Annotated in this window: 23 protein-coding genes; 13 read left to right on the plus strand and 10 right to left on the minus strand. The window is 33.8% G+C overall.

Annotation, left to right across the window (positions count from 1 at the left end; translation table 11 throughout):
- Positions 1 to 60: 60 nt before the first annotated feature.
- From PQO00_RS12760 to PQO00_RS12790, 7 genes are all read right to left on the minus strand, one after another.
- On the minus strand, positions 61 to 1,308 hold the full coding sequence (locus tag PQO00_RS12760; RefSeq protein WP_274185228.1) for a sulfate adenylyltransferase subunit 1: 1,248 nt from the start codon (positions 1,306 to 1,308) through the stop codon (positions 61 to 63).
- A 160-nt stretch (positions 1,309 to 1,468) separates the two neighbouring features.
- On the minus strand, positions 1,469 to 2,374 hold the full coding sequence (gene cysD, locus PQO00_RS12765; RefSeq protein WP_274185229.1) for a sulfate adenylyltransferase subunit CysD: 906 nt from the start codon (positions 2,372 to 2,374) through the stop codon (positions 1,469 to 1,471).
- 137 nt (positions 2,375 to 2,511) lie between these two features.
- A complete protein-coding gene (locus tag PQO00_RS12770; RefSeq protein ID WP_274185230.1) occupies positions 2,512 to 3,156 on the minus strand; it encodes a phosphoadenosine phosphosulfate reductase family protein in 645 nt (214 codons plus the stop codon).
- Positions 3,144 to 3,401, minus strand: a complete 258-nt coding sequence (locus PQO00_RS12775; RefSeq protein WP_274185231.1) for a DUF2061 domain-containing protein — start codon at positions 3,399 to 3,401, stop codon at positions 3,144 to 3,146. The genes PQO00_RS12770 and PQO00_RS12775 overlap by 13 nt, the downstream gene beginning before the upstream one ends.
- A 958-nt stretch (positions 3,402 to 4,359) precedes the next feature.
- Positions 4,360 to 4,800 carry an Rrf2 family transcriptional regulator gene (locus PQO00_RS12780; protein ID WP_274185232.1) on the minus strand — a complete coding sequence of 147 codons (441 nt, stop codon included), beginning with the start codon at positions 4,798 to 4,800 and terminating at the stop codon, positions 4,360 to 4,362.
- A gap of 148 nt (positions 4,801 to 4,948) precedes the next feature.
- Positions 4,949 to 5,668 (minus strand): LytTR family DNA-binding domain-containing protein, encoded by a 720-nt coding sequence (locus PQO00_RS12785; protein ID WP_274185233.1) that lies wholly within the window; start codon positions 5,666 to 5,668, stop codon positions 4,949 to 4,951.
- Positions 5,668 to 6,747: a sensor histidine kinase gene (locus PQO00_RS12790; RefSeq protein WP_274185234.1), complete on the minus strand. Its 1,080-nt coding sequence runs from the start codon at positions 6,745 to 6,747 to the stop codon at positions 5,668 to 5,670. The genes PQO00_RS12785 and PQO00_RS12790 overlap by 1 nt, the downstream gene beginning before the upstream one ends.
- A 432-nt stretch (positions 6,748 to 7,179) precedes the next feature.
- On the opposite strand from PQO00_RS12790, the gene PQO00_RS12795 reads away from it, so the two are divergent.
- From PQO00_RS12795 to PQO00_RS12805, 3 genes are all read left to right on the plus strand, one after another.
- The gene (locus PQO00_RS12795) at positions 7,180 to 8,148 is read left to right on the plus strand and encodes a glycoside hydrolase family 130 protein (RefSeq protein ID WP_274185235.1); all 969 of its coding nucleotides are present in this window, start codon (positions 7,180 to 7,182) and stop codon (positions 8,146 to 8,148) included.
- A 3-nt stretch (positions 8,149 to 8,151) separates the two neighbouring features.
- Positions 8,152 to 8,550 carry a hypothetical protein gene (locus PQO00_RS12800; protein ID WP_274185236.1) on the plus strand — a complete coding sequence of 133 codons (399 nt, stop codon included), beginning with the start codon at positions 8,152 to 8,154 and terminating at the stop codon, positions 8,548 to 8,550.
- Positions 8,551 to 8,713: 163 nt separating this feature from the next.
- A complete protein-coding gene (locus PQO00_RS12805) occupies positions 8,714 to 10,990 on the plus strand; it encodes a GH92 family glycosyl hydrolase (protein ID WP_274185237.1) in 2,277 nt (758 codons plus the stop codon).
- Positions 10,991 to 13,059: 2,069 nt separating this feature from the next.
- Here the strand turns inward: PQO00_RS12805 and PQO00_RS12810 are convergent.
- Complete coding sequence (locus tag PQO00_RS12810) at positions 13,060 to 13,485, minus strand: hypothetical protein (protein ID WP_274185238.1); 426 nt, start codon at positions 13,483 to 13,485, stop codon at positions 13,060 to 13,062.
- A 373-nt stretch (positions 13,486 to 13,858) separates the two neighbouring features.
- Between PQO00_RS12810 and PQO00_RS12815 the strand changes: the two genes are divergently transcribed.
- Positions 13,859 to 14,077, plus strand: coding sequence for a hypothetical protein (locus PQO00_RS12815; RefSeq protein WP_274185239.1), 219 nt, complete (start codon positions 13,859 to 13,861; stop codon positions 14,075 to 14,077).
- 279 nt (positions 14,078 to 14,356) lie between these two features.
- Positions 14,357 to 16,729, plus strand: a complete 2,373-nt coding sequence (locus PQO00_RS12820) for a GAF domain-containing protein (RefSeq protein WP_274185240.1) — start codon at positions 14,357 to 14,359, stop codon at positions 16,727 to 16,729.
- 980 nt (positions 16,730 to 17,709) lie between these two features.
- Here the strand turns inward: PQO00_RS12820 and PQO00_RS12825 are convergent.
- Positions 17,710 to 18,921, minus strand: a complete 1,212-nt coding sequence (locus tag PQO00_RS12825) for a Pycsar system effector family protein (protein ID WP_274185241.1) — start codon at positions 18,919 to 18,921, stop codon at positions 17,710 to 17,712.
- A gap of 378 nt (positions 18,922 to 19,299) precedes the next feature.
- Between PQO00_RS12825 and msrB the strand changes: the two genes are divergently transcribed.
- Positions 19,300 to 19,743 carry a peptide-methionine (R)-S-oxide reductase MsrB gene (msrB, locus tag PQO00_RS12830; protein ID WP_274185242.1) on the plus strand — a complete coding sequence of 148 codons (444 nt, stop codon included), beginning with the start codon at positions 19,300 to 19,302 and terminating at the stop codon, positions 19,741 to 19,743.
- A 25-nt stretch (positions 19,744 to 19,768) separates the two neighbouring features.
- Positions 19,769 to 20,308, plus strand: a complete 540-nt coding sequence (gene msrA / locus PQO00_RS12835) for a peptide-methionine (S)-S-oxide reductase MsrA (protein WP_274185243.1) — start codon at positions 19,769 to 19,771, stop codon at positions 20,306 to 20,308.
- Between the two features lie 74 nt (positions 20,309 to 20,382).
- Here msrA and PQO00_RS12840 read toward each other — a convergent pair whose 3' ends face one another.
- The gene (locus PQO00_RS12840; protein ID WP_274185244.1) at positions 20,383 to 21,225 is read right to left on the minus strand and encodes a hypothetical protein; all 843 of its coding nucleotides are present in this window, start codon (positions 21,223 to 21,225) and stop codon (positions 20,383 to 20,385) included.
- 47 nt (positions 21,226 to 21,272) lie between these two features.
- On the opposite strand from PQO00_RS12840, the gene PQO00_RS12845 reads away from it, so the two are divergent.
- The 6 genes from PQO00_RS12845 to PQO00_RS12870 all read left to right on the plus strand — a co-directional run bounded on the left by PQO00_RS12845 (position 21,273) and on the right by PQO00_RS12870 (position 26,711).
- Complete coding sequence (locus tag PQO00_RS12845; protein ID WP_274185245.1) at positions 21,273 to 22,484, plus strand: NAD(P)/FAD-dependent oxidoreductase; 1,212 nt, start codon at positions 21,273 to 21,275, stop codon at positions 22,482 to 22,484.
- 171 nt (positions 22,485 to 22,655) lie between these two features.
- Positions 22,656 to 23,195 (plus strand): DUF1697 domain-containing protein, encoded by a 540-nt coding sequence (locus PQO00_RS12850; protein WP_274185246.1) that lies wholly within the window; start codon positions 22,656 to 22,658, stop codon positions 23,193 to 23,195.
- A 93-nt stretch (positions 23,196 to 23,288) separates the two neighbouring features.
- Entirely contained in the window at positions 23,289 to 24,404 is a 1,116-nt protein-coding gene (locus PQO00_RS12855; protein WP_274185247.1) for a diphosphomevalonate/mevalonate 3,5-bisphosphate decarboxylase family protein, read from the plus strand.
- Between the two features lie 23 nt (positions 24,405 to 24,427).
- The gene (locus tag PQO00_RS12860; RefSeq protein WP_274185248.1) at positions 24,428 to 24,781 is read left to right on the plus strand and encodes a four helix bundle protein; all 354 of its coding nucleotides are present in this window, start codon (positions 24,428 to 24,430) and stop codon (positions 24,779 to 24,781) included.
- Between the two features lie 50 nt (positions 24,782 to 24,831).
- Positions 24,832 to 25,761, plus strand: a complete 930-nt coding sequence (locus PQO00_RS12865; protein ID WP_274185249.1) for a mevalonate kinase — start codon at positions 24,832 to 24,834, stop codon at positions 25,759 to 25,761.
- A 47-nt stretch (positions 25,762 to 25,808) separates the two neighbouring features.
- Positions 25,809 to 26,711 carry a geranylgeranylglycerol-phosphate geranylgeranyltransferase gene (locus PQO00_RS12870; protein WP_274185250.1) on the plus strand — a complete coding sequence of 301 codons (903 nt, stop codon included), beginning with the start codon at positions 25,809 to 25,811 and terminating at the stop codon, positions 26,709 to 26,711.
- Positions 26,712 to 26,776: the final 65 nt, after the last annotated feature.

Genomic DNA, 26,776 nt, shown 5'->3' on the forward strand with positions numbered 1-26,776 from the left:
AACCTCATTAGCACACCTTAACCGCAAACTAGCTAATTCCCCCTTCGGGGGCTAGGGGCTTTATTGAATAAAACCAGCTCCAACCGTACTATTCGTTTGTGGATCAATTAAAATAAACGATCCGTTTGTTCTGTGATTTTTAAATTGATCGTAAAAAATTGGCTTATTTAATTTGAAAGTTATGGATGCTATATCATTAACTCCTAATCCTGATACCTCTGTATCTATACCTGAATAATCTGGATGTATTTTATGATGAATAACAGCTACTTTTGCTAACACTTTATTGATACCGTGCTGTACTATATATTTTGAACCAGCTCTTAATTGATTTGAATCCATCCAGCAAACATTAGCAGTAAATTGCTTATCTATAGTTGGTAAATCGCCATCTTTCACAATCATATCCCCTCTGCTCACATTAATATCATTTTCTAAAGTGATGGTAACAGACGAACGTCTTGAAGCCGTTTCGTACTTTTCATCATAGAAATAAATATCCTTTATTTTAGATTTTGTTTGCGATGGCAATACAACGACCTCATCTCCAACACTTAAATTACCTCCGTAAACTTTCCCTGCATAACCTCTAAAATCATGGAAATCTTCAGTTTTTGGACGCACTACATATTGCACTGGAAATCTTGGGGTTCCGATATTAAAAATATCAGCTTTATCTATCTCCTCTAAATGCTCTAATAAAGTCTGACCTGTATACCAAGGCATCTTACCCGTTTTATTTACAACATTATCTCCTTTTAAAGCACTCACGGGAATAAAGGTTATTTTTTGATCTTGATAATCTCTTTTGCTCATCAATGCTTCAAAATCTGCTTTGATTTTTTTATAGGTTTCTTCCGAATAATCAACCAAATCCATTTTATTAATAGCGACTACGACATCTTTAATTCGCAATAAATTATTGATAAAAAAGTGGCGGTTCGTTTGCTCTATCACCCCTTTTCTAGCATCAATTAAAATGATGGATGCTTGAGATGTCGAGGCCCCAGTCACCATATTTCGCGTATATTCTACATGACCAGGCGTATCTGCAATAATGTAACTTTTCTTAGCTGTTGAAAAGTAAATATGCGCGACATCTATCGTGATACCTTGCTCTCTCTCTGCTACCAAACCATCTGTTGCCAAAGAAAAATCCAAATAATCGTAACCTCTTTGTTTACTTGTTTTTTCAATAGCTTCTAACTTATCTGTAGTTAATGATTTTGTATCATATAGAATACGCCCTATCAAGGTACTTTTTCCATCATCTACACTTCCTGCTGTTGCTATTTTTAATACTTCCATATGCCTCTCCCCCCGCCCTCTCCAAAGGAGAGGGTGCTTGTTCGGGTTATATTTTAAAATTTGTTATTATTCTTTTATTCTTTAACATCTACAAGATCCTCAAGGTCTTGCAGGATTATATTAGCAAACTTGCTAATTCCCCCTTCGGGGGTTAGGGGGCTTAAAAATACCCTTGTTGTTTACGTTTTTCCATGGCTGCTTCAGAACGTTTATCATCTATACGTGCCCCACGTTCTGAAATGGTACTTTCCCTAATTTCTTGTACTACTTTAGAAATAGATACGGCATCAGACAATACAGCTGCTGTACAACTCATATCTCCTACGGTTCTAAAACGCACCAATTCTTCTATAACTTCCTCATGGTCATCTCTATAAACAACACCGTCCTCTGCAGACCATATCATACCATCTCTTAAAAACACTTTACGTTTATGTGCAAAATATATGGATGGTATTTCAATATTTTCTTTTTCTATATAAGACCAAACATCTAATTCTGTCCAGTTTGATATTGGAAATACACGCACGTTTTGTCCGTGCTCAATAGCACCATTTAACATATCAAATAGCTCAGGGCGCTGGTTTTTCTCATCCCATTGCCCAAAATCATCACGTACAGAAAAAATACGTTCTTTTGCTCTTGCTTTTTCTTCATCACGACGAGCACCTCCAATACAGGCATCAAACTTAAATTCTTCTATGGCATCTAAAAGCGTGGTCGTTTGAAGTTGATTTCTACTTGAATACCTTCCTGTTTCTTCTTTTACTTTTCCTTGATCGATAGAATCCTGTACATGTCGAACAATAAGCTCTAACCCTAATTCTTCAACCAATCGGTCCCTAAATTCTATGGTCTCAGGAAAATTATGCCCTGTATCAATATGCATTAAAGGAAACGGAACTTTAGCTGGATAAAACGCCTTAACTGCCAGTCTCACTAACGTGATAGAATCTTTCCCTCCCGAAAACAACAACACTGGTTTTTCAAACTGTGCTGCTACTTCTCTCATGATATATATCGCTTCATTTTCTAGCGAATTGATATGTGATGTGTCTTTATTCATAATAAGCCCCTCCTAACCTCCCCAAAGGGGAGGAATTCTTACTCGGGTGAAATAAGAATATTTGTTATTTTATTGTTATTCTATTTTTATTTACTTTAAGAGTTAACCGCCAACTGTTACTGATGACTGCCTACCGACTACGCATGTAAACCACACTCTCTATTTTCTAATGCTTTTGTTGGGTCGAAATATTTAAACTCATTTGATAAATTATTTTCTTCTAGATAGCCATCTAATTTTTCATCAGACCAATAATAAAATGGACTTACTTTTAAGACACCATCTTTACTCAAACTAAAAATCCCAATACTGTTTCTAAATGCCGTTTGCCCTTGACGCAAGTTTGTAAACCACACCTTTGGTTTGTGCTCTGCCATCGCTCTTCTAAAAGGCTCCAGTTTTACTTGTTCTGTAAACAAAGCATGCTCAGGTTTATCTATACTTGGAATTCCCATAACAACATCCCGGTGCGCCGTTGTCTGTTTTGGCACATATAAAAAGACATTTAAATCCAAATCCTTAATCACCTGCTCAGCATGTCTGTATGTTTGAGGTGTGTTATAACCCGTATCGCACCAAACCACTGGCACTTTCGCTTCAACTAAATTTACTGCATGTAAAATAACAGCCTCATAAGGCCTGAAATTAGTTGTTACTACCGCTTTATTATTAAGCTCAAAAGCTTTTTTAATAATGGCTATGGGCGACGCATCTTTAAACGCCTCGTTCAATTCTTGTATTTGATTTTCTGTAAACATATTCTTTTCAGTTATTTTCCCCATTTAATCTTATTCCAAATCCTCTCATGGAAAAAGTACAACACCATTTTAGTTAAAAAATCTACGGACGCTATAAGCGAGGCTACTGTTATTTCTTGAGTTAATACATAAGAAACAATTAATGTATCTAGAGTTCCTATAACTCTCCAACTTAAAGCCTTAGCAACACTTCTAATAGGTTTTTCGCCAATACTATCAGCTTTATAAGTAGACTTTTCTTTGTTTTTTAATAACATCTGCGCTATCATTTGCTCTTGTATTACATTAATCCTATAGATTTAATAGGAATTACAAAAGTAATACTTTTTGTTACATGACAAAAATTATTAGCAACTTATTTGGAACAATCCCTGATTTTTAGATTTTTAGCCTGAAATAAAGCTCTAAAATTGAAATTCTGTTATTTGGATTCTCACTTTTGCAGGAATGACAATTTCAATACCTTCAGGGGTTTGCTTTGAAGCATTCTTTTCGATTGAAGATAAAATCTGTTTATTTTAATGGATAATGGATAATGGATAATGGATAATGGATAATGGATAATGGATAATGGATAATGGATAATGGATAATGGATAATGGATAATGGATAATGGATAATGGATAATGGATAATGGATAATGGATAAGTTATATTATCCTTATTTTATATACAAAAAAAAGCTTCTTGGCTATAAATAGTATTTAAAAAGAACTTACTATTAATTTATCTTAATTAACCCTCCTAAATTTTGATTTTATCGATATTATTCTCCCTTCTGAAAATGAGGAGCAGTCTGATTTATATTTTCGAGTACTATTTTAAATTTTAGTGTCATTTTAATGCGGAATGACCCTCCTCTTAAATTTAACTACCGTGAGTACACATCTTTAAAAAAGACACGAATGGCACAAATTCACACGAATCCGATACTTTATGGTATAAATTGGACTCTGCATGAATATGAATCCCTAGTCTATATAGGCTTGAAATCTGTCAATAGTCTGAATAATTTGTGAAAATTTGTGCCATTCGTGTCCAATCTTTTTTTTTGTGCATTATTTGTGTACATACAGTAGTTAAATTTAAAAGAAGACGCATTCCAATTTTAAATTGGAAGAAAGAGGTGTTTTATTATTGTTCCTAGATATTATTTTGTCCCTCGAACGTTTATAATACTAAACCCAATCCGATGTTTATCTTCAAGCGATTATTGTGCACTTAAACATTACGTTATTTTTGAAGTTTTATCATTTAAAGACCCCGACAGGTCTTCTAAGGTATTATTCCTTAGTACTTTTAAAGTATTATCGCGTACTTGAATCATAAGCTTATGAACACTGCACTCATGCTCATCCGGACAGTCATCACATTTCTCATAAAAATTTAAACTGACACAAGGCACCATAGCAATGGGCCCCTCTAAAACACGCATAACATCGGACATTTTAATTTGAGCCGGTTCTTTTATAAGGTAATACCCGCCATGTTTTCCCTTTTTTGAGCCTAAAAAACCTGATTTCCTAAGTGTCAGCATAATACTTTCCAAAAATTTCTGTGGAATATTTTCGCACTTAGAAATCTCACTTATCTGTACAGGGTTATCCCCCTCACTTTTGGCTATATAGGTTAGTGCTTTTAAGCCGTATTTAGTCTTTTTGGATAGCATGTTGCTAATATACTCATTTTAAGGTTTGCTACAAATGTACATAATGGTATTCGTTATTTTTTAGTTTTTAAAAATCTATGGGTTTATTAAATATTATTCTCTCCGTCCATACCCTGTATCACTCCTCCCTAGTGGACATATATAAATTTTACTCATTTGAAGCATTATTCTTCAGGATGATGCTTTTTACTTCGTTTAAATAGCTTCTACCTATGGTATATCTTATACCTTCTATTTCAAGGCTATTACCTTCAACAGCTTCTACTTTTTCAATTGGAATGGTATAAGAGCGGTGTATTCTTATAAATCTATCAGAAGGTAATTCATCGGTAAAACTTCCTAAAGTTTGATGTACAATATATCTATTGGTATGTGTTGTTATTTTTATATAATCTTTTAAGCTTTCAACAGATAAAATTTCATCTAAATAAACTTTTGCCATTTTCTTTTTATCTACCTTAACAAAAATAAAAGCTTTATCATTATGTGCCGCAGCAGCTCCTTTAGTCTGGTTATGGACTTTAAAAGCTTTATTTATTGCCTTTATAAATCTGTGAAAAGGTATGGGTTTAACTAAATAATCCAAAACTTCCAATTCATAACTTTCTACCGCAAACTCTTCATGAGCGGTCGTTATAATAGTAAGTGGTTTTTTATCTAAACTTTTTAAAAGGTTCAAACCATCTAACAAAGGCATATTTATATCTAAAAAAAGCAAGTCTATAGCATGGTCCCTTATATAATTAATACTTTCTACTGCATTGTTAAAGGAATTGAGCAACTCCAATCCTGTAGTTTCCTCTATATAACTTTTAATAACATTTATTGCTAACGGTTCATCATCTACTATAACACATTTCAAACTCATCAAACTTTAATTTTAAGGTTCACAATATATTCTTTACCATCGTTATTGATATCAAGGTCATATTCACCTTCATTATAACCCAATTCCAATCTTTTTTTAACATTCCCAATACCAATCCCCCCTGTCAAAGTTTTTACAGCATTATTATTTTTCTCCGTCGGAATGGGGTTTGAAATTCTAAAGTGAAGAAAATCTTCAATAACATTAAAATCTATATTAATATTTACTTCTCCCACATTTTTATTGGCTCCATGTTTAAAAGAGTTTTCTATAAAAGACAGCAAGAGCATAGGGGCAATTTCTTTATCTTCTATAACTCCAGAAATATTGACATCAATTTTTAGCTGACTCCCATATCGAATACGCTCTAAATCGAGGTAACTTTGAAGACAAATTATTTCTTTCGTCAAACTCTGTCTTCTTTGGTTAGTTTCATACAAAAGATACCTCATTAATTCCGATAATTTAAGAATGATTTTTGGAGCCTTGTCAGATTTTTCAATCGTTAGGGCGTAGATATTATTCAAAGTATTAAAGAAAAAATGTGGCGAAATTTGGGTTCTTAATAACCGTAACTCTGTTTCCAGTTGCCGTTTTTCCATATCCACAAGCCTTTTATGCTCTCTAATCCAATCGAATGTTACTTTTATGGCTGTTACAAAAGTGACAACATATAACTCCCCTAACATCATTTCAATACTATAATTCAAAGTTAAAGTAGAGGTTGTTTCAGGGCCTTCTGGCCATACATTACTACTAACCAAAAAATATGTTAAATTGAATTTTACTACCACCATGAAAAACAAAGAAACAATAAGAACTATGCTATAGATAATGTATCTACGTGTATAAATAAACTTAGGCATTAAGTAGTAAACGTTAAAATAACATAATGTCATATGAATAGAAAAGCCTAAAAGCGTTGTTTTAAGAGCATATTCATAATCGTTAAAATAACTGCCCCATCTAAATGTGGTAAACAGAAAATAAACTACCCAAAATATAACATGGTGCCTAAGCGTAATATTAAAATTATTTTTATCGTTTATATTGATAATATCCTTAATTTTTTGAAACATAACATTATTCCATTTTTTAGGGCGTTTAACCCTCTACACTTGTTGTTGGTCTAAAAATATTCGTATAATGGGTAAAATTATAAATATTTAATATTATTAGTGAATACTCTAAAACCGTTAAGCAGACATGTGTTTTTAGAAGTGTATTGGCAACAAATATAAGTAGAACAAATTAAGCAGAACAAATAGTCAAATCATTTAAAATTGATGCCTTTAATTATTTTACAGAAATTATCTTATATTTCACAGAAATTATCTTACAAAAAACTTTTACTTTACTTTCAATATATTTAATGATCTAAGAATATAATAGTTTGTATATCATTGTTGGTATTTATGGTGATCACCTTGTTTATTTTAAAACGAACCTGATACAATAAAACTTAGACTCAAAAAGCAAAAGCATTAATACAATAAAAGCTATAACAAATAATGAAACCAAAATTACCTTGGCAAGAGCGGCCACAAAAGAGTCATGATGTTGTATGGAGATATAATGAAAACCCCATAATTAAAAGAGACGCAATACCCACATCAAATAGTGTTTTTAATAGTGCAGTAGTCGCTTTTAAAGATGGCTATGCAGGGGTTTTTAGGTGTGATAACAAAGCCGTGCAAATGAATATTTTTGCAGGTTTTAGCAAAGACGGCATCCATTGGAACATCAATCATCGGCCTATTGACTTTAAAGCAGGCGATATAGACAAAGTTCAAGGAGATTATAAGTACGACCCAAGAGTTGTTTTTATAGAAGATCGTTATTGGATTACTTGGTGCGAAGGACATAACGGCCCTACCATTGGGGTAGGTTACACATTCGATTTTATAGATTTTTTTCAGTGCGAAAATGCTTTTCTCCCTTTTAATAGAAATGGGGTGTTGTTTCCAGAAAAAATTAACGGAAAATATGCCATGATGAGTAGGCCAAGCGATAATGGCCATACACCCTTTGGTGATATCTATTTAAGTTATAGTCCAGACATGAAATATTGGGGAGAGCATCGACATATCATGTCTCCAACACCTTTTAAGGACAGTGCCTGGCAATGCACAAAAGTAGGTGCAGGCTCGGTTCCTTTTTTAACAGATGAGGGTTGGCTTATGTTTTATCATGGCGTTATTACCACATGTAGCGGTTTTAGATATGCCATGGGATCTGCTATTTTAGATAAAGAAAAACCAAATATTGTAAAGTATAGGACACAGCCTTACCTATTAACGCCTTCAGAATTATATGAGCAGGTTGGAGATGTCCCTAATGTTATTTTTCCATGTGCCACATTACAAGATATAGAAGCAGATAAAGTTGCGATCTATTATGGTGCAGCAGACACTGTGGTTGGTTTAGCTTTTGGTTATATAAGCGAGATTCTTGAATTCACAAAACAACATTCTTTATAGTTCATGCGCAGATTAAATGCGAAATATTTTTGGATTAAAACTATAGTGTCTATAATGTCTATTTCGTCTTATAATGAAATAAACGCTCAAAGTAAAACACAAGAAAATATTCCTAAGATATACATTGCCAATCGCGCACAAAAAAATATAAAAATTAAATGTATTGCTTGTGTTGATGTTACGTTGAACAATCCCAATGACCTAGATGAAAAATGGCTTATAAAAACAGCCATTCCATTTGCCCCCTTTAAAACCTCTTACTCTCAAAAAACAGCTCTCGAAGATGGTTTTTGGCCTATGAATTTACCTAAGGATCATTGGGAATTTCAATTAGGGAAAGAAAAACACCAACGTAAAGCAAATACAGGCAAGAAGCCTTTCCATGAAAACAATTGGACATGATCTCGGCTAGGTACTATAACGATACATTAATCAGAAGCTTGGGAATATATATTTCTTTGCCAAAGAAGCTTATGGCAAAATTACGTTCAATCATTTCTAAAGAGGCGTATATAAAGAGTCGTTTATATAAAGTCCATAGTCTACTAAAAAATAAAAATGTCGTATGAAAAATCCATGTATTTATTTTTTCATTATTGTCTCCCTGTACGCTTGTAAAAAAGAAACACAACATATCTCTAACACAAAAATGTTAGTCGATTTTGTAAATCCTTTTATTGGCACCGATGGCCCGGGAAATACATACCCTGGTGCTACAGTACCATTCGGAATGGTACAATTAAGTCCTGATATTGGCATTCCTGGTTGGGATAGAATAGCAGGTTATTATTATCAAGATTCAATCATTACAGGATTTTCACATACACACCTCACAGGAACAGGAGCAGGTGATTTATATGATATATTAGTCATGCCGACCAATAGTAAATCTACTAAAAGAATAAAGGCCAATAATTTTAAACCGTTCTCATCTTTTTCCCACAACAAAGAAAAAGCATCTCCTGGTTATTACACTGTAGATTTATTGGATTATGGGATAAAGGCAGAACTAACAGCAACAAACAGGGTCGGAATACACCGTTATACATTTCCAAAAGATAAAAATACAGAAATACATGTCGATTTAGGATACTCATTAAATTGGGACAGACCAACCCGTACTTACATTGAAAAAGTAAATGACTCTACCATTCAAGGCTATCGCATGTCAACAGGCTGGGCCAGAAATCAAAAAGTATATTTTCAAATGCAGTTTTCTAAATCATTTTCTTCCCTTAACTACTATAAAGATGATGAGATGTATACTTCCCCAATAAAAGGGGGCACTAAAGCTGCGCTTAAATTCCATGTTGAAGATGGAGATAAAATAATCATTAAAACGGGTTTATCTACAACAAGTTGCAAAGCGGCGGCTCATGCCATAAAAGTAGAAACAACAGGGTTTGATTTTGATTTTCATAGAGAAAAGGCCCTGTTTATTTGGGAACAAGAACTTCAAAAAATTAAAATACAATCCCCGAATGAAGACAAAAAAAGTATCTTCTATACCATGATGTACCAATCGATGTTAGCACCTACCTTATTGAGCGATACTGATGGCAGTTACAAAACTGCTAATGACGAAAATGGAAAGTATAAAAAAGGCATAGATACGATTACAAAGGCCCAAGGGTTTCGTCGTTACGACACCTTTTCATTGTGGGACACCTTTAGAGCAGCACATCCTTTATATACTATTACGCAACCAGAGCGCGTTCCAGATATGATAAAATCGCTCTTAGCCCATTATAAGGAAACAGATGAGCTTCCTATTTGGTCCATGCAAGGGAGTGAAACCAACATGATGATTGGTTATCATGCCGTTCCTGTTATTGTCGATGCCTATTTTAAGGGTTTTGACTTTGATTCAGAGCTAGCATTTAGAGCCTGTAAAGCAAGTGCGATGGTTAATGACCGACAAATAGATTTATATAAAGCGTTAGGTTATGTTCCTGTAGACGGTCAACATGAAAACTGGTCGGTTTCAAAAACCATGGAGTATGCCTATGATGATTGGTGTATTGCCATGTTTGCTAAAGATTTGGGCAAACAGGAGGATTATGAGTATTTCCTAAAACGTTCAGGGAATTGGAAAAATCTATATAACGAACACAATTCATGGCTGCAACCAAAAGATATTAAGGGGCGTTTTATTAAACCTTTTACCCCTAAAGAATATACGCCTCATTTCTGTGAAAGTAACGCGTGGCAATATTACTGGTTCGTACCACACAATATGGATGGATTAATTAATAAAACAGGTGGAAAAGAACGTTTTGAACAAAAACTAGATTCCATGTTTTCTTATTATCCAGAAGCTAGCGACAAACTACCCCTGTTCAGTACTGGTATGATTGGGCAGTACGCTCATGGAAACGAACCCAGCCACCATGTCGCTTATTTATATAATTATTTAGGAAAACCATCAAAAACACAAAAGTTAGTTCGTCAAATTTTAGAAGAACAATATAAAAACGAACCTAATGGCCATTGTGGAAATGAAGATTGCGGACAAATGTCGTCATGGTATATTTTTAATTCATTAGGTTTTTACCCTGTTAATCCGGCACAGGGCATTTATCATATAGGTATTCCCTTGTTCGAAAAATCATCAATCCAATTACCTAATAACAAAACGTTTAGAATAACAGCAATTAATTTTTCTGATGAAAATAAATTTGTAAAAAAAGTTTCTTTAAACGGAAAACCTCTAAAAAGAGCTTATATAACACATAAGGAAATTATTAATGGAGGGGTTTTAGAGTTTATAATGTCAAGGACTCCTAATGATGCCTTTTTTGTGGAAACGGAAATGCCTAAATCAAATAAAGTTTACAACTAATGAAAAAACATTTGCATTTCACGGTGAACAAGTTCATGTATAGCTAAGTCGATATAAAATGGCATAGAATATTTAGAAATAAAAAATTGAAGTTCAAGGTAAAAAGCGTAGGCATAGCCTAGTTACGGCGAGTAATTTTTAACGAAGATATTCGGTTTTTCACTCTGAAGGTTCATGTTATTTATATTGATTTAGCTATAAAAGTAGCGTCTTCTTTTATTAGCCCAGAACAAGCACCATTGAATTTGGATAAAGAAATAAGGAATAAAAACATTCTATTCTTGTTTGTTTTTAATTTAGAAATGGGAGCACAACCAAATATGAATTAGGGAATTTCAAAAGAAGCTGCTCCTTTATTCATTAAGTAACGTGAGTTCGATATATTATAAACAGGTAATCAGTCATTAAAAGAAACCTTGTCGTCCCGAACGAGGAACGAGGAGCCTGCCTGTAAAGGCAGGGAATCTCATCATAAAGAGATGTCTCGTCGCTCATCCTTCGCTCCCTGCCTGCCGGCAGCTACGGTGTGCCTAGATCTTTTTTCAATATAAAAAACAAAAGTTTACTTACTTTTCTTTGCCCGTCCAAAGAAAAGTAACAAAAGAAAAGACGCCCTTTCGAGAGGGATTTCTTCTCATGCTATCGCCAGAGAAGAACCGGGGACAAAACTTCGCGTCGCCCCACCGCAATGTCCAACGCCAATGCTCCTGTTCCTCGAAGCTTTTGTACCCTATCCTTCCGAAAGGTCGGGGACAGCCCTATGGCCTTTTCCCAACAACTAGCAGAGAGACTTGACCGTTCTATAAAAAGCGACCTCGGAGGTTGGCATAGCAGCCTATCTAGGGAGCAAGGGTATAGGGCGAGTTCTTTTTATTTGCGGCTGTGACAAAAGATCATGATTTGTGGGTACACCGTAGCTGCCGGCAGGCAGGTGTTGACATGACAAACAACTGTTTTTTACTCGATTAATTTAATTATTTTCAATAAAACTTACATCGAACTGGCGTTATTAAGAAGAACTAAGTATAAATGGATCAAGAACAAAAGTTGTGTGCGATGTGCGGTATGGAATCATTTATAACGAGCCATGACCAAGTGCATAATAACCACTTCAAGGTAAATCCAGATAGCCCAAGTATACCAGAGCGCATCATAAAAATAAAACGCCTCTTTCTTCCAATTTTAGGCTTAAAATTAGAATTCATCTCCTCTTAAATTTAAGAGGGCCCTGCTAGTTCAACATATGGGGTAATATTAAAACTGTACCCGAAAATACAAATCGGACTTGCTCCTCACTTTTGAAAACTACTGTGTGTACACAAATAATGCACAAAAAAAAGATTAGACACGAATGGCACAAATTTTCACTAATTATTCTGTCTATTGACAGATTTCAAGCCTATATAGTCTAGGGATTCATATTCATGCCGTGTCCAATCTATTCCATAATGTATTGGATTCGTGTGAATTTGTGCCATTCGTGTCTTTTTTATAGATGTGTACACACGGTAGTTTTTTTGAAAAGGGAGGATAATTTCGACAAGGTCGAAATTTAGGAGGGTTAAATCAAGATAGGTCGATGACAGACCTTTTTTTCAGATCGACCAAAACTTTTACCTAAACACAACTTTTGAGCATGATCCGTATAATACCAATTATGACTCAAAACAACCCCTATAATTTGTTTAGTTCACTATCTTTCATTTTAAAAATAGGAGTTCATGAATCTTCGATTACGATTTTGCTCATATTTCAATATAAAACATGAGCTCAGCTTGACAGGGTATAAAACCATAACAAAGGCTCAATGTCATTAAGTTAAGGAAATTTGTTCTTTATTTGTCACATTGAGCGCAGTCGAAATGCTAATAAAAACTAGAATTTCAATTGGTCTTCGACTTTAGCCTGTCTTGAGCGGAGCCGAAAGGCTCAGACTGACATTACGGCCTTAACTTAATGACATTGAACAAAGGCTATGATTGAATTTTCTATCATATCAGAACAAAATATAAATCAAATTATTTATAGCTCATTTTAAATAATAATTGGTATAAATTATTTAGTACGTATTATTGATCTTCAGAATTAAATTTTTTGTAAACTAAACTTGCAAGAATACCCATGATTGCAAAATGCACAACATAAATAATAGCATTTATAATAGTTCCGGGTAGGTCTAAAATATGAGATGTTGAGTGATTGATAAGTCCGCTACCAAGGCCTATTAAAATACCAATCCATATGCCAAATTGTGCACTATGGGAAAAACTGTATGTGCCTCGATCCCATTTTGAATATATTGTTGAAAAAGCGAACCCTACAATTAAACAACCAATAGCAAGTAAAGCCATATCTGGCATTTCTTTCATAAGGCCAGAAGTCATAGTATGCTCTGCCAAGATAGGGTCTCCTATAATGCCCCAAAGTAACCAACCACCAAAAAATCCCCAAATGGCGGTCATAATCGTTGAAATTAAATTTGTTTTTGAAAACATATATTTTAGTTTTAATTGGTTAATATTCAGATAAATATATGTAAAATTATTAAATCTTTATTTTTTTAGTTAAAAAATAATTAAAAGCACAATATTATAAGTCTAGATGTATAAAACGACCCCGCCGTCTGTATGTTGCATAGCTAAGTCGATATAAAATGGCATAGAATATTTAGAAATAAAAAATAGAAGTTCAAGGAAAAAAGCGCAGGCATAGCTTAGTTACGGCGAGTATCTTTAACGAAGAAATTCGGTTTTTTACTCTGAAGGTTCATGTTATTTTATATCGATTTAGCTATATACAACCACCTCCCTTTTTAGCTAAAAACTACTGTGAGTATACAAAAAAAGCACAAAAAAAGATTGGACACGAATGGCACAAATTTTCACAAATTATTCTGTCTATCGACAGATTTCAAGCCTATATAGAATAGGGATTCATATTCATGCCGAGTCCAATCAATACCATAAAACATTGGATTCGTGTAAATTTGTGCCATTCGTGTCTTTTTTATGGATGTGTACTCAGGGTAGTTTAGCTAAAAAGGGAGGAACCCATCTCGAACAAGCCATTGGTACAAAGAGAAACTAATTAGCATGGAGTGGTTATTTGTATTATTTGTGGGAACACCATAGTTGCCAGCAAGCTAGGGATTGTATATGAGACCACCGAAATACTCCTACGTCTTGACAGGGATCATCGGTTTCAATAAATTTTTTATTTAGGATCCATGCAGCCGATTTTTTTTTTTAGATAAAAGAGGTCCTATAATTTAACATATAAACTTGTAACATTTTTGATGTTATTAAGTCTAGTTCATACTGAACAAACCAATAATTTGTAACTTTGTATTATAAGAGATCTAACATTATGGATATTAACGATCATACCGATTCACCTTTAAATTTAAAAGTGAGTTTCAATTTACTGCTTAAACAATATGAAACTTTAGCTAAAAGTGAGGATGAATTTGTTGCGGCCAGAGCGAAGCGTATTTTAAATACAGCTCAAGCATATCCAGAATTGAAAGAAGGTTTTAGCGATATTTCAATATTAAAAGAAAGAGAAAAGGAGATAGCGATCATCCTTGAGGATTCATTCAGTCCAATTCTAACTAAAAATGAAATAAAAACGGCATCGGTTCCTTTCCATAATTTGATTTTTAATTCGTCAGAACGATTTAAAAGTATTATTAAAGCAGCTGGTAATGATTTTGAGCTCAAAATTAAAAATATGCCAGAAGATGATACATATATTATTGCATGTACCATTATTTTAAGCTTTTGCTATGGCTATAACTTGAATTTTAAAAGACCATTTTATTACGAAATTCCTGATGTTAATGGGATCCTTCGTTATTATAAAATACTATACAATGCAGATTTTTGTGAAATTGTTCGAACTGAGGCTGCAAAAAAAATCACTCGGGAAGACTATAATGAATTACTGGATAATTTTGAAAATATAGAGCTTTGGAAAGAAAAGTTCCCGCCTAATAGCTACATATTCAAAGGATTTGTCATATCAAATATTTTTGACGTTACCGACGATCAATCCATATCTAATATCAAGTCTAATCTTATAGGCGAAGACAAGCGAAAACAAGAAGGTTTTATAGAAGAATTTCATGAGGTTTTCAGGTCCCTTTTAGGAGTAAATGATTTAAAAGTCGGATTTTCAACCTATAATGAAGAAGAACAAACATTTGAACATGTTTACGGTGTTGGAATGAACAGCTTTTTGCTAAACAATTTGGAAAGTACTTGTTGTGAAGACGCTCTATGTGGCTGGTCACATAATAGGTTGTTAAATGAAAATAAATACTTTTCGGTGTCAGATGTAGATAAGGTATTTAAATTATCTAAAGGAAAAGTGCCACATATTGTTTCGTTACACGAACAAGGTATTAAAAGTGCGATTTTTGCACCTATAGCTAATGATAAAGGTTTAATGGGGATCTTGGAAATAGTATCAAATAAACCGCAAGTACTTAATAGTATCAATGCCAATAAACTAATAGATGTCATGCCTTTTATTGTGTCGACAGTTGAACGGTCAAAAAGTGAAGAAGAGAATTTAATAGAAGCGATTATACAAAAAGAATGTACCTCAATCCATCCAAGTGTGCATTGGCGATTTGAAAGAGAGGCGAAGCATTTTATTAAGTCTGAAATGAGAGGCGAGCAAGCTATTTTTAAAAAGATAGCTTTTGAAAATATCTATCCGCTTTATGGACAGATTGATATTAAAGGATCATCGGAGGCACGAAATAAGGCCACACAGCAAGATTTAACGCTTCAATTAGAAGCTATTAAAAGAATATTTGAAAGCGCTTTAGAAATTGAAAGTCTACCAATTTATGGTCAATATATATATCAGACCGATAATTACCTTAAAGATTTAGCGACCCATTTTCAAGTGGACAGCGAACAGCAAATTTCTGGGTTTTTTAAACAGGAGATAGAACCGGTTCTTAAACATTTATATACTATAGATAAATTAAAAGGACAAATTAATGCCTATTTTGATAGTATTGATGATAAGGTAAATATGCTTTATAAACATAGAAAAGACTATGACGATACTATTGCATTGATCAATAAGGAAATGGCATCCCTTTTGGATGCAAAACAAGTAGATGCACAACAAATGTACCCGCATTATTTTGAGCGTTTTAAAACAGATGGCGTAGAGCACAATATGTATATTGGTGAATCTATTACCAGAGAGGATAGCTTTAATCTTATCTATTTGTATAATTTACGTTTGTGGCAATTACAGGTGATGTGTGAAATGGAAAATGCCTATTATCAAATGCAATCAAATTTCCCTGTATCGTTAAATGTCGCATCTATGATATTAGTGTTTAACCAACCGTTATCTATAAGCTTTAGAATGGATGAAAAACAGTTTGATGTAGATGGGACTTATAATGCTCGTTACGAAATTGTAAAAAAACGAGTCGATAAAGCTTACATAAAAGGCACGACAGAACGAATTACCCAAAAAGGAAAAATAAGTATCGTTTATTCTCAAAAACAAGATGAGAGAGAGTATTTAAGATATATAAAATTTTTACAGTCCAAGCATTATTTAGATACCGATGTTGAGATAGTAGAGCTTGAGGATTTACAGGCTGTTACAGGGCTTAAGGCTATTAGGGTGAGCGTGTTATATCATAAGGAGGAAAACGATAAATCATTTTATACTTATGAAGATTTAATGAAGGAGATCAAGGTTTAGTTTTGGCCTTTCCTGCTTGTCATTCCTGCGCAAGCAGGAATCCACTTGAATGTTTAGAAAGATTAAGCCTTTTTTGCTTTTATTTTATATACATCGTTCAAAATCATTTGCTATTCCGATGTAATAATACACAACGGGCACTATTAATTAAGATGTAAAGGTGGTATTGGTGAACTGTTTATCTATAATGTGCTATTTATAAAACTAGTGGATTCCTGCCTGCGCAGGAATGACAAACATCATTTTAATCTAAGAAAACCAAATATTGCTTATATCATGTTATTTTAATTTGATACTTGCCCTTCTTCAGCCGAAGCGGGGATGAATTTTTCGATGCCAGGAGGAAAAGAAAGAGGTGTTTGACGAATTAAACATGTAAAGAACACGCAAAAAACAAACCCTCCGTCTGTATGTTACCACATACAGCCACTTCCCTTTTTAGCTAAAAAGGGAGGAGCCCGTCTCGGACAAGCCGTTGGTATATTTGTATTATTTGTGAGTACATCATAGTTCTGGCAGACAGGCATGGTTGAAAGTCGTCCATATTTCGTTACTTTTATTAAATGAGTTCATGAACCGTAGCGGAGCTATGCTTTTCAAAAAGTGCCTTACCTGCACATATTTTATCTCATTTTAGTTCACTTAACTCTTATTATCGTAAATCGGAGTTCATGAATCTTCGATTTCGGTTAAACACAAAAAGTTAAGATGAGTTCGTTAAGTACCAAGTTATTTAGTTAAGCTAAAACGGCAAAGGTTTTTCGGAACAATTTAGAGCTTCAAAATCCTTATTTTCAATCAATGGTGTTCAAAAATTTAATGATATAGCTAAATCGATATAAAATGGCATAGAATATTTAGATATAAAAAATTGAAGTTCAAGCTAAAAAGCGTAGGCATAGCCTAGTTACGGCGAGCATTTTTAACGAAGAAATTCGGTTTTTCACTCTGAAGGGTCATGTTATTTTATCTCGATTTAGCTATATAATAGGGGTAGCTCCGGAAAAAAACTGAAAGGCCACAGCAAAAGCAATAACACTCACTATAATTCCTATCATAAATACACTATAGGTTACACGAAGTATCTTATATTTTTTGTTTAGGACCAATCCGAGAAAATATAGATCTTTTTTCATCGAAGAATAAAGATAGTCCCTATCCTGCATCATTTCACCCATAGCCCATTCGAAGTCCTTAAGGGTCATTTTATGGAAGTTACCAAAAAACAATAAATTAACTTTTTTATTAGCAACATCTTTTTTGGTAAACTTACCACTTGTAATATTAGGGCGTGTGGCTAAAATAGAGAGAATAATGGATGCCACCGTAAACAGTACAAAAATAATCGAGGGAACAATTAAATAATGGTTTGAAGGGTTGTCTAGTTTTGAAACTAAATTAGAAAGGACCAAGGATACAATGATGGCATTGACCGACAATAAAATATTGGCCTTAGTATCTGCAATATTACTTAAGGTGATGTGGTTTTTAAGAGTCACCCTAAACATGGTTTCAATGCCACGTTCGGGCAATACGGTTTTGTTTTTTTTAAAACTTAATGCTTCTTCTTTTTGCTTTAATTTGGTATTGTTTTTCTTTAATTTGTTTAGGTTTTTTAGCAATTGCGCAAGATTTTCACTCTTTATTTTACTCCACTTTGCAGAAGCTTCATGAGTGTAAAATCTATGGTGATTAGATAGGAAATCAATATTCATATTGAGCCATTCCTCATCACTGAGTGTCTTGCTACATGCAAGCTCCCATTCTTTTCTAAGAAGCTCGGTAGTATCACCGAATTTTTTACTTCCTATATGAGAACAATCGGCATCCCTTATTGTTTTTTCCAGTTCGTTTTTTGGCTCGTGTTTCATTTTAGTGGCAAAAATCAAATCAGAGACACTTTTTATATCGTTTTCAGATACGTTGTGTTCTTTTAGAAAAGCACTCGCAATTTTCACGCTTTCAGCTTCATGATTATCTATGCCTTTAGTGTAGCCAGTGTCATGAAACCAAGCGCTTAATAGTAAAAGTGATTTGTCTGTTTCTTTTAAATTGGCAAACTTGGCTAGTTCATTGGCTTTTTTCACTACATTTTGTGTATGTGATAGGTTATGGTAAACGAACTTGCCATCGAGGTTTTCATTTAAATATTGAATGACATATTTTTCTGCTTCAGTAATAAGATTGTCCATAGAAAAGAAATGATTTTGAAGTGGTTTAAACTACCCAGTCAAGCTGAGCACATGTTTTTTGATTGAAGCGAAAAATAATCATTTTGTTCCCATAAGAAGGCTTTTTTGAGCTGCATAGCATCGCTACGGAGTAATAAAAAGACAAAATATGGGGATAAAAGGACATTTTGCAGCCAATTATAAAAAGTTTAAACCACTTCTTTTAGTAAAAATACTAAACTTTAATCAATACAGGGTAAACGCACTATTTTGTCGTATATTTCAATATTACTTTACGTGAATGTTTAGATGTAAATGAAATTGTAAGGAACTAAATTAAGATCGGACTAGTATGAAGGCAAAGTATATTCAGGTAATTAAAAAAAAGAAATAATTGTTATGCTAACTTGGAAAGAAGTAATCAATTTTTCCGTAAATGGAAGTCCAGCTCCAGATAGGCGTGTTGAGAAAACAGATGACGAATGGAGCGCTCAACTCACCCCAGAGCAATATAGAATTACCAGGCAAAAAGGAACGGAGCGCCCACACAGTGGTGCATTTTGTAGCACGCACGCTGCAGGTAAATATAGTTGTGTATGTTGTGGTACCCCTTTGTTTGATTCTGCTATTAAATTTAGTTCGGGAACAGGTTGGCCCAGTTTTACACAGCCTATTAAAGAAAATGCTGTTAAGTATGAAAGGGACACGGCATTTGGAATGGTACGTGTAGAAGTGATGTGTAATACCTGCGATGCGCATTTGGGGCATGTATTCCCAGATGGTCCCGAGCCCAGTGGATTGCGTTATTGTATAAATTCGGAATCCATGCAATTGGAAAATTAAAAACTGAAAAACGGAAGGGAGAAAAATGAGCCATAAAAATTTACAGTTAGCGACATTTGGTGGCGGTTGTTTTTGGTGTACAGAAGCCGTATTTATAGAAATTAAAGGCGTTGAAAAAGTGGTCTCTGGATATTCGGGCGGGAATGCACCTGGGCATCCCACCTATCGTGAAATTTGTTCAGGATTAACAGGGCATGCAGAAGTGATACAGGTAACGTTTGATGCTCATGTGATTTCTTATGAGGATCTTTTGGTTATTTTCATGACAACTCACGACCCTACAACCTTGAATCGACAAGGAGCGGACAGAGGAACGCAGTATCGATCGGTGATTTATTATCATGATGAAAAGCAAAAAGAGATGGCTGAGGTTGTTTTAAAAAAAGTAACGCCTTATTATAAGGATCCCGTGGTTACGGAAATTAGTCCCCTAGATGTGTTTTATGAAGCAGAGGGCTACCATCAAAATTACTATAAGAACAATCGGGAACAAGGCTATTGTAGTTTTGTAATTACGCCTAAGTTGGCAAAACTGCGTAAACTTCATGCAGACAAATTGAAATAATTTAAAAAAAAGGAATCAGAATATAGTATTGAAGGCCTTTCGGCTACGTTCAAGCTGATAGCAGTTTTAACTATTCATTCCAGCCTAAACTCATACAAATTCCCACCATTGCCATGAGCCCTTTCATCAGTAACATAAAGCGTGTTTTTATCTTTAAAACAAATGCCCTCTTTTTGAGATTTATTTTTAAAACGATATTCTTTAAAAGTACCATTGAAAAAATCATCTGAAGTATAGTTCGTGAAAACCAAAAATGATTTTTGGGTTAGTAAAACCATTTGTTCACCATCATCGCTTAGATCGGCCGAGGTAACCCAACAGTAAGAATCATTACAGGCACTAAAAGAACTAACATGTTCTGCTATATGATGCCCTTTTTTTGCAGGGACTTTATATAAATGTGTTTTGCCAAAATCGTTTTTCACACGGCTTTTGGTAAATAAATACAAGCTATTGTTATAATGGAAGAACGCTTCACAATCGAAATAGAACCTTTTCTTTTTTGGAGGAAACTTTTCTTGGTCTGGATATTCAAAAGAAATACGTTCAACCTTGATTTTTTCTGAACTTTTTAAGTCATTTGCATGCACTTTCAAAATCCTTAGATCTTGACGTTCGTTAGCATTGTTTCCAAAGTCACCTATATAGAGATTACCTTCCTTGTCTGATGCTAAATCTTCCCAATCCTGATTTTTTGCATCAATTTTCAGTTCTTTTTTAATAGCGCCTTTTTTGTTTAGGCCATAAATTCTGGAAGCGTTCCCGCCATCGTTTAACATCCAGATTAAATCTGATTTTGGTGCTATTTCTGTTCCCGAAACCTCATTTAGTACTTTGGGTAAATCGGCAATAATGTTTTTGTTTTCTAGGTTACATGAAGCTATTAATAGTATTAATGATAAAAGAAATTTATTCATTTAGGCTGTGATCATTTATAGTGCTAAATTTACGCATTAATTTTAATATGAAAGCATACGACGTTATTATTGTTGGTGGAGGGGCGGCCGGTTTTTTTGCGGCCATTAATATAGCAGAGCAAAACCCAAGCTTAAAAATAGTTCTTTTGGAACGTGGAAAAGAAGGGCTTCAAAAAGTAAAAATATCTGGCGGTGGCCGTTGTAATGTAACCCATGCGGAGTTTATACCTTCAGAATTGGTTCAAAATTATCCGAGAGGTGAAAAAGAATTATTAGGACCTTTTCATCAGTTTATGACAGGCGATACTATGGAATGGTTTGAAAAAAGAGGCGTTCCATTAAAAATTGAAGACGATGGTCGTATGTTTCCTGTATCAAATTCATCCCAAACCATTATTGATTGTTTTTTAAGTGAAGCAAAAAAGAAAGGCGTAGCCGTCTTATATAACCATTCGGTAAAATCGATTAAAAAGAAACAGGACTTGTGGGAGTTAGGCACCACAGAACAGGTGTTTACTGCAAGAAAGATACTAATAGCTACAGGTAGTAACCCGAAGATCTGGAATTTGTTAGAACGTTTAGGTCATACTATTTTACAACCGGTTCCTTCATTGTTTACTTTCGATATTAAAGACTCCCGGATTAAAGACATCCCCGGTGTTGTGGCTAAAAATGTAGTCATTAAAGTTGTTGACAGCCATTTAGAGTCGGAAGGCCCATTGCTTATTACGCATGTTGGTATGAGTGCCCCGGCCATTTTAAAACTTTCGGCATTTGGTGCTTTGGAATTGGCAAAACACAATTATAAATTTCAAATTAAAATCAATTTTATAAAACAAACTTTTAAAGACTGTTTAGGTGATTTAAAGGAATTTAAACAAGAATTAGCGAAAAAGACAGTATTTAAATTTGCACAATACGAATTGCCCAAAAGATTATGGCAACAATTGGTTTTAGCATCCAATATGTCAATGACTACGACTTGGGCAGATACAAACAAACAGCAATTGGAAGCTTTGGCAGCGCAATTAACAGAGGCCGTATTTAAGGTGACCGGTAAAAGCACATTTAAAGAAGAGTTTGTCACGGCAGGAGGTGTAGATTTAAAAGAGGTAAACTTTAAGACCTTTGAAAGTAAACTTTGTGAAGGGATGTATTTTGCAGGTGAAATCTTGAATGTAGATGCCATTACGGGCGGATTTAATTTTCAAAATGCCTGGACGAGCGCTTATATTGCAGCAAAATCGATTATTGAATAGGATTTCTCATCATGGTAAGGAGCATTGGATATAAAGATAGTTGACTATGGATTCTTTATTATTCTTCCCTTTTACAAACATTAGGATGACAAACGATCGTATATATGTAAGATAATATCTTTAAATTTGAAAGAACAATTTTGTCTTTTTCTGTCATACGAAATATTTAATATGAAAACATACATCGCGCTTTTAAGAGGGATCAATGTAAGCGGACAAAAGAAAATCCCCATGGCAAAGTTACGGGAACTACTAACAAATTCTGGTTTAGAAGGAGTGCAGACCTATATTCAGAGTGGAAATGTGATTTTTAAGTCCTCAGAAAAAGACATTCATAAACTGGAATTAAAAATACACGAGGCCATCAAAACGCATTTTGGTTTTGAAGTACCGATTCTTGTCAAGACCCCCGAAGACTTACAGTATATTTTTGATAATTGTCCGTTTCCCGATGAGAAAAAAACAAATAGTTATTTTACACTGTTGTATAGTGTTCCAGATAAAGGCCTCATTGATGATGTCTCAAAAATAACTTACCCAAATGAAACGTTTGTGATAGCTAATAACTGTATTTATTTTTATTGTTCCACAGGTTACGGTAAGGCTAAATACAATAATAATTTTTTTGAGCGTAAATTAAAAACAACGGCGACTGCAAGAAACTATAAAACTATGGTAAAGTTGATAGCAATGTCATCTGTTGATAAATAAAACCATTGGATATTTCCTATTTTTGCCAAATACTAATAATCGATTTATAAAAGTCTGTTTTAAACAGTCTTTGTCCGCAGATTTAAAATAAGCATGAAAGACGAGCCATTTACTCCCCAAGCCTATACAAGTTCTATTGAAAGCGGAAGCTTTACTTGGTCATCACCCAGTAATATTGCTTTAGTTAAATATTGGGGTAAAAAAGAACAGCAAATCCCGCAGAATCCTTCGGTTAGTTTTACACTCGATCATTGCAAAACAACAACAACCTTGAGTTTTTCTAAAAAAGAAGATCAAGATGCTTTCTCGTTTGATGTTTTTTTAGATGGCGATAAAAAAGATGATTTTAAGCCAAAAATCGAAACCTTTTTTAAGCGTATTGAAGCTTATTTGCCATTTTTAAGAAACTATCATTTTAAGATTGGAACTTCTAATACCTTTCCGCATAGTTCTGGTATTGCATCTTCTGCCAGTGGTATGAGTGCTTTGGCTATGTGTTTAATGAGTGTAGAGAAATTATTAATGGAATCTGATACTGCTTTAAGTACAGATAAAAGTATTATGAGCGATGATTTTTTCATTCAAAAAGCATCCTTTTTAGCACGTTTGGGCTCAGGAAGTGCCTGTAGAAGCCTGGAAGGCGATTTGGTAGTTTGGGGAAAACATAACGAGATTGACGGAAGCTCGGATTTATTTGGTATCAAGTATCCATTTGAAGTGCACAAAAACTTTAAAAATTATCAAGATACTATTCTGTTGGTCGATAAAGGCGAAAAACAAGTAAGTAGTACCGTTGGCCATAATTTAATGCACGGTCATCCGTTTGCACAAGAACGTTTTAAACAAGCCCATAAAAACCTATCCAGTTTAATACGTGTATTTAAAGAAGGCGATTTAGATACATTTATAGAAATTGTTGAAAGTGAGGCATTGACGCTTCATGCGATGATGATGGCCAGTATGCCTTATTTTATTTTAATGAAACCAAATACCTTAGAAATAATAAATAAAATTTGGGCCTTTAGACAGGCCACAAACTCTAAAGTGTGTTTTACCTTGGACGCAGGGGCAAATGTGCATGTACTATATCCTGAGAACGAATTGGATAAAGTTTGTGAGTTCATTAAAAATGAATTAGTTGCATATTGCCAAAATGGGCATTATATTTGCGATGTAATTGGTTTTGGAGCGAAATTAATTAACAATTAACAACTAAAAATTGATAATTGACAATGAAAAAGGATAATGTTGTTAAATCTAAAAGTTATCTTTTTGCCGTTAGAATTGTTAATTTATATAAGTTCTTAGCTGAAGAAAAAAAAGAGTTTGTAATCTCTAAACAATTATTGAGATCAGGAACATCTATTGGAGCAAATATTAGAGAAGCAGAACACGCTGAAAGTAAAGCAGATTTTATTCATAAATTATCAATTGCTTTAAAAGAGGCTAACGAAACGGAATATTGGTTAGATTTGCTGAATGAAACGGATTATATGAATAATTCTGAGTATCTTAGTATTCAATTAGATATTAAAGAACTATTAAAATTATTAATAAGTATTATTAAAGCCTCAAAGCAACGTTAATTGTCAGTTTTACATTGTCAATTTTCAATTGTCAATTGTCAATTTAGAATATGAAAGGACCTCTTTTTTACTCAAAAATATTGCTCTTCGGAGAATATGGAATCATTAAAGATTCCAAAGGATTGTCCATACCTTATAATTTTTATAATGGTGCTTTAAAGATGGCCGAAAATCCTTCTGATACAGCTATCGAATCAAACGCAAGTTTAAAGCGCTTTGTTGGTTATCTAGAAAATATAGATTCTAAATTAGTGACTTTTGATATTGAGTTGTTAAAACAGCATGTTAATGCAGGTATGTATTTCGATTCTTCTATCCCACAAGGTTATGGTGTTGGGAGTAGTGGTGCATTAGTTGCTGCTATTTACGATAAATATGCTCAGAACAAAATTACGGTATTGGAGAATCTAACACGAGAGAAGTTGTTGAAATTAAAAGCCATTTTTTCGGCAATGGAATCTTTTTTTCATGGGAAATCTTCTGGGTTAGATCCATTAAATAGTTATTTAAGTATTCCAATCCTAATCAATTCTAAAGATAATATTGAAGCAACGGGGATCCCTTCCCAAAAGAATGAAGGTAAAAATGCCGTGTTTTTATTAGATAGTGGTATTATTGGAGAAACGGCCCCTATGGTGCATATTTTTATGGAAAATATGAAGCAGGAAGGTTTTCGTAGTATGCTTAAAGACCAATTTATAAAACATACCGATGCTTGTATTGACGATTTTTTAAATGGAAATATTAAATCGTTATTTAAGAATACAAAGCACTTGTCTAAAGTAGTTCTAAACCATTTTAAACCTATGATTCCTCAACAGTTTCATGAGCTTTGGAAAAAAGGGATCGAAACAAACGAATATTATTTAAAGCTTTGTGGTTCTGGTGGAGGTGGTTACATTCTTGGATTTACAGAAAATATTGATAGAGCAAAACAATCCCTAAGAGACTATAAATTAGAAGTTGTTTATAACTTCTAAACTTCGCTTGTCATTCCAAATTCTTGATTTTTAATATTAAGTTTTTTATGTTAAACAGAAGGCAAAAACATATTTTACTCAAGTTTTTCAGCTTGTTTTCTGTTGTAAGGGGCTATAATATTTTAATTATTGTTATTGCACAATATTTAACATCTATCTATATTTTGGCACATAACAAACCGTTAAAACAAGTCGTTTTCGATCTTAATTTATTTATGATTGTTTTAGCCTCATCTGTAACCATAGCAGGAGGGTATATTATAAACAATTTTTATGATTCGGAGAAAGATCTAATCAATAGGCCCATTAAATCCAGATTAGATAGGTTAGTGAGTCAAAATACAAAACTCTCTTTTTACTTTGTTTTAAATTTTTTAGCGGTTATTATGGCTAGCTATGTTTCCTTTAAGGCTGTAGTATTCTTTTCTATTTATATTTTTGCCATTTGGTTTTATTCCCATAAGTTAAAAAAACGGCCGTTTATTGGAAATCTAACATCCGCTGTTTTAACTATTACACCATTTTTTGCCATTTTCATGTATTATAAAAATTTTGAAACGGTCATTTTTGTACATGCCATGTTTTTGTTTTTAATTATTTCAATGCGGGAACTCACTAAGGATTTAGAAAATATAAAAGGAGATCTAGTGCAGAATTATAAAACCATTCCAATCGCTTATGGCGAAAAAGCCTCTAAGTTCATGTTAACCCTTTTGTCTGGTTTAACCTTGATCCCAACTTATTTGTTATTGTTTAAGTTTGAAGTTGGACATATGAATTTATATTTTTATTTAAGTACCTTGTTATTGCTCGGGTTTCTGGTATTACTTTGGAAATCTAAAACAAAAACACACTATCTTATTCTTCATAATACATTAAAATTCATTATTGTATTAGGTGTTTTTAGTATTTTACTGATTGATATTACTGTCGTTTTAAATCGAATTTAATCGAAAAGCATGCCTCGACGCATTGCGTCGGACCTGTCGGCAAAGGCAGGGTTTCTGTAGAGCCT

The sequence above is a fragment of the Flavivirga sp. 57AJ16 genome (assembly GCF_028736925.1).
Taxonomy (GTDB): domain Bacteria; phylum Bacteroidota; class Bacteroidia; order Flavobacteriales; family Flavobacteriaceae; genus Flavivirga.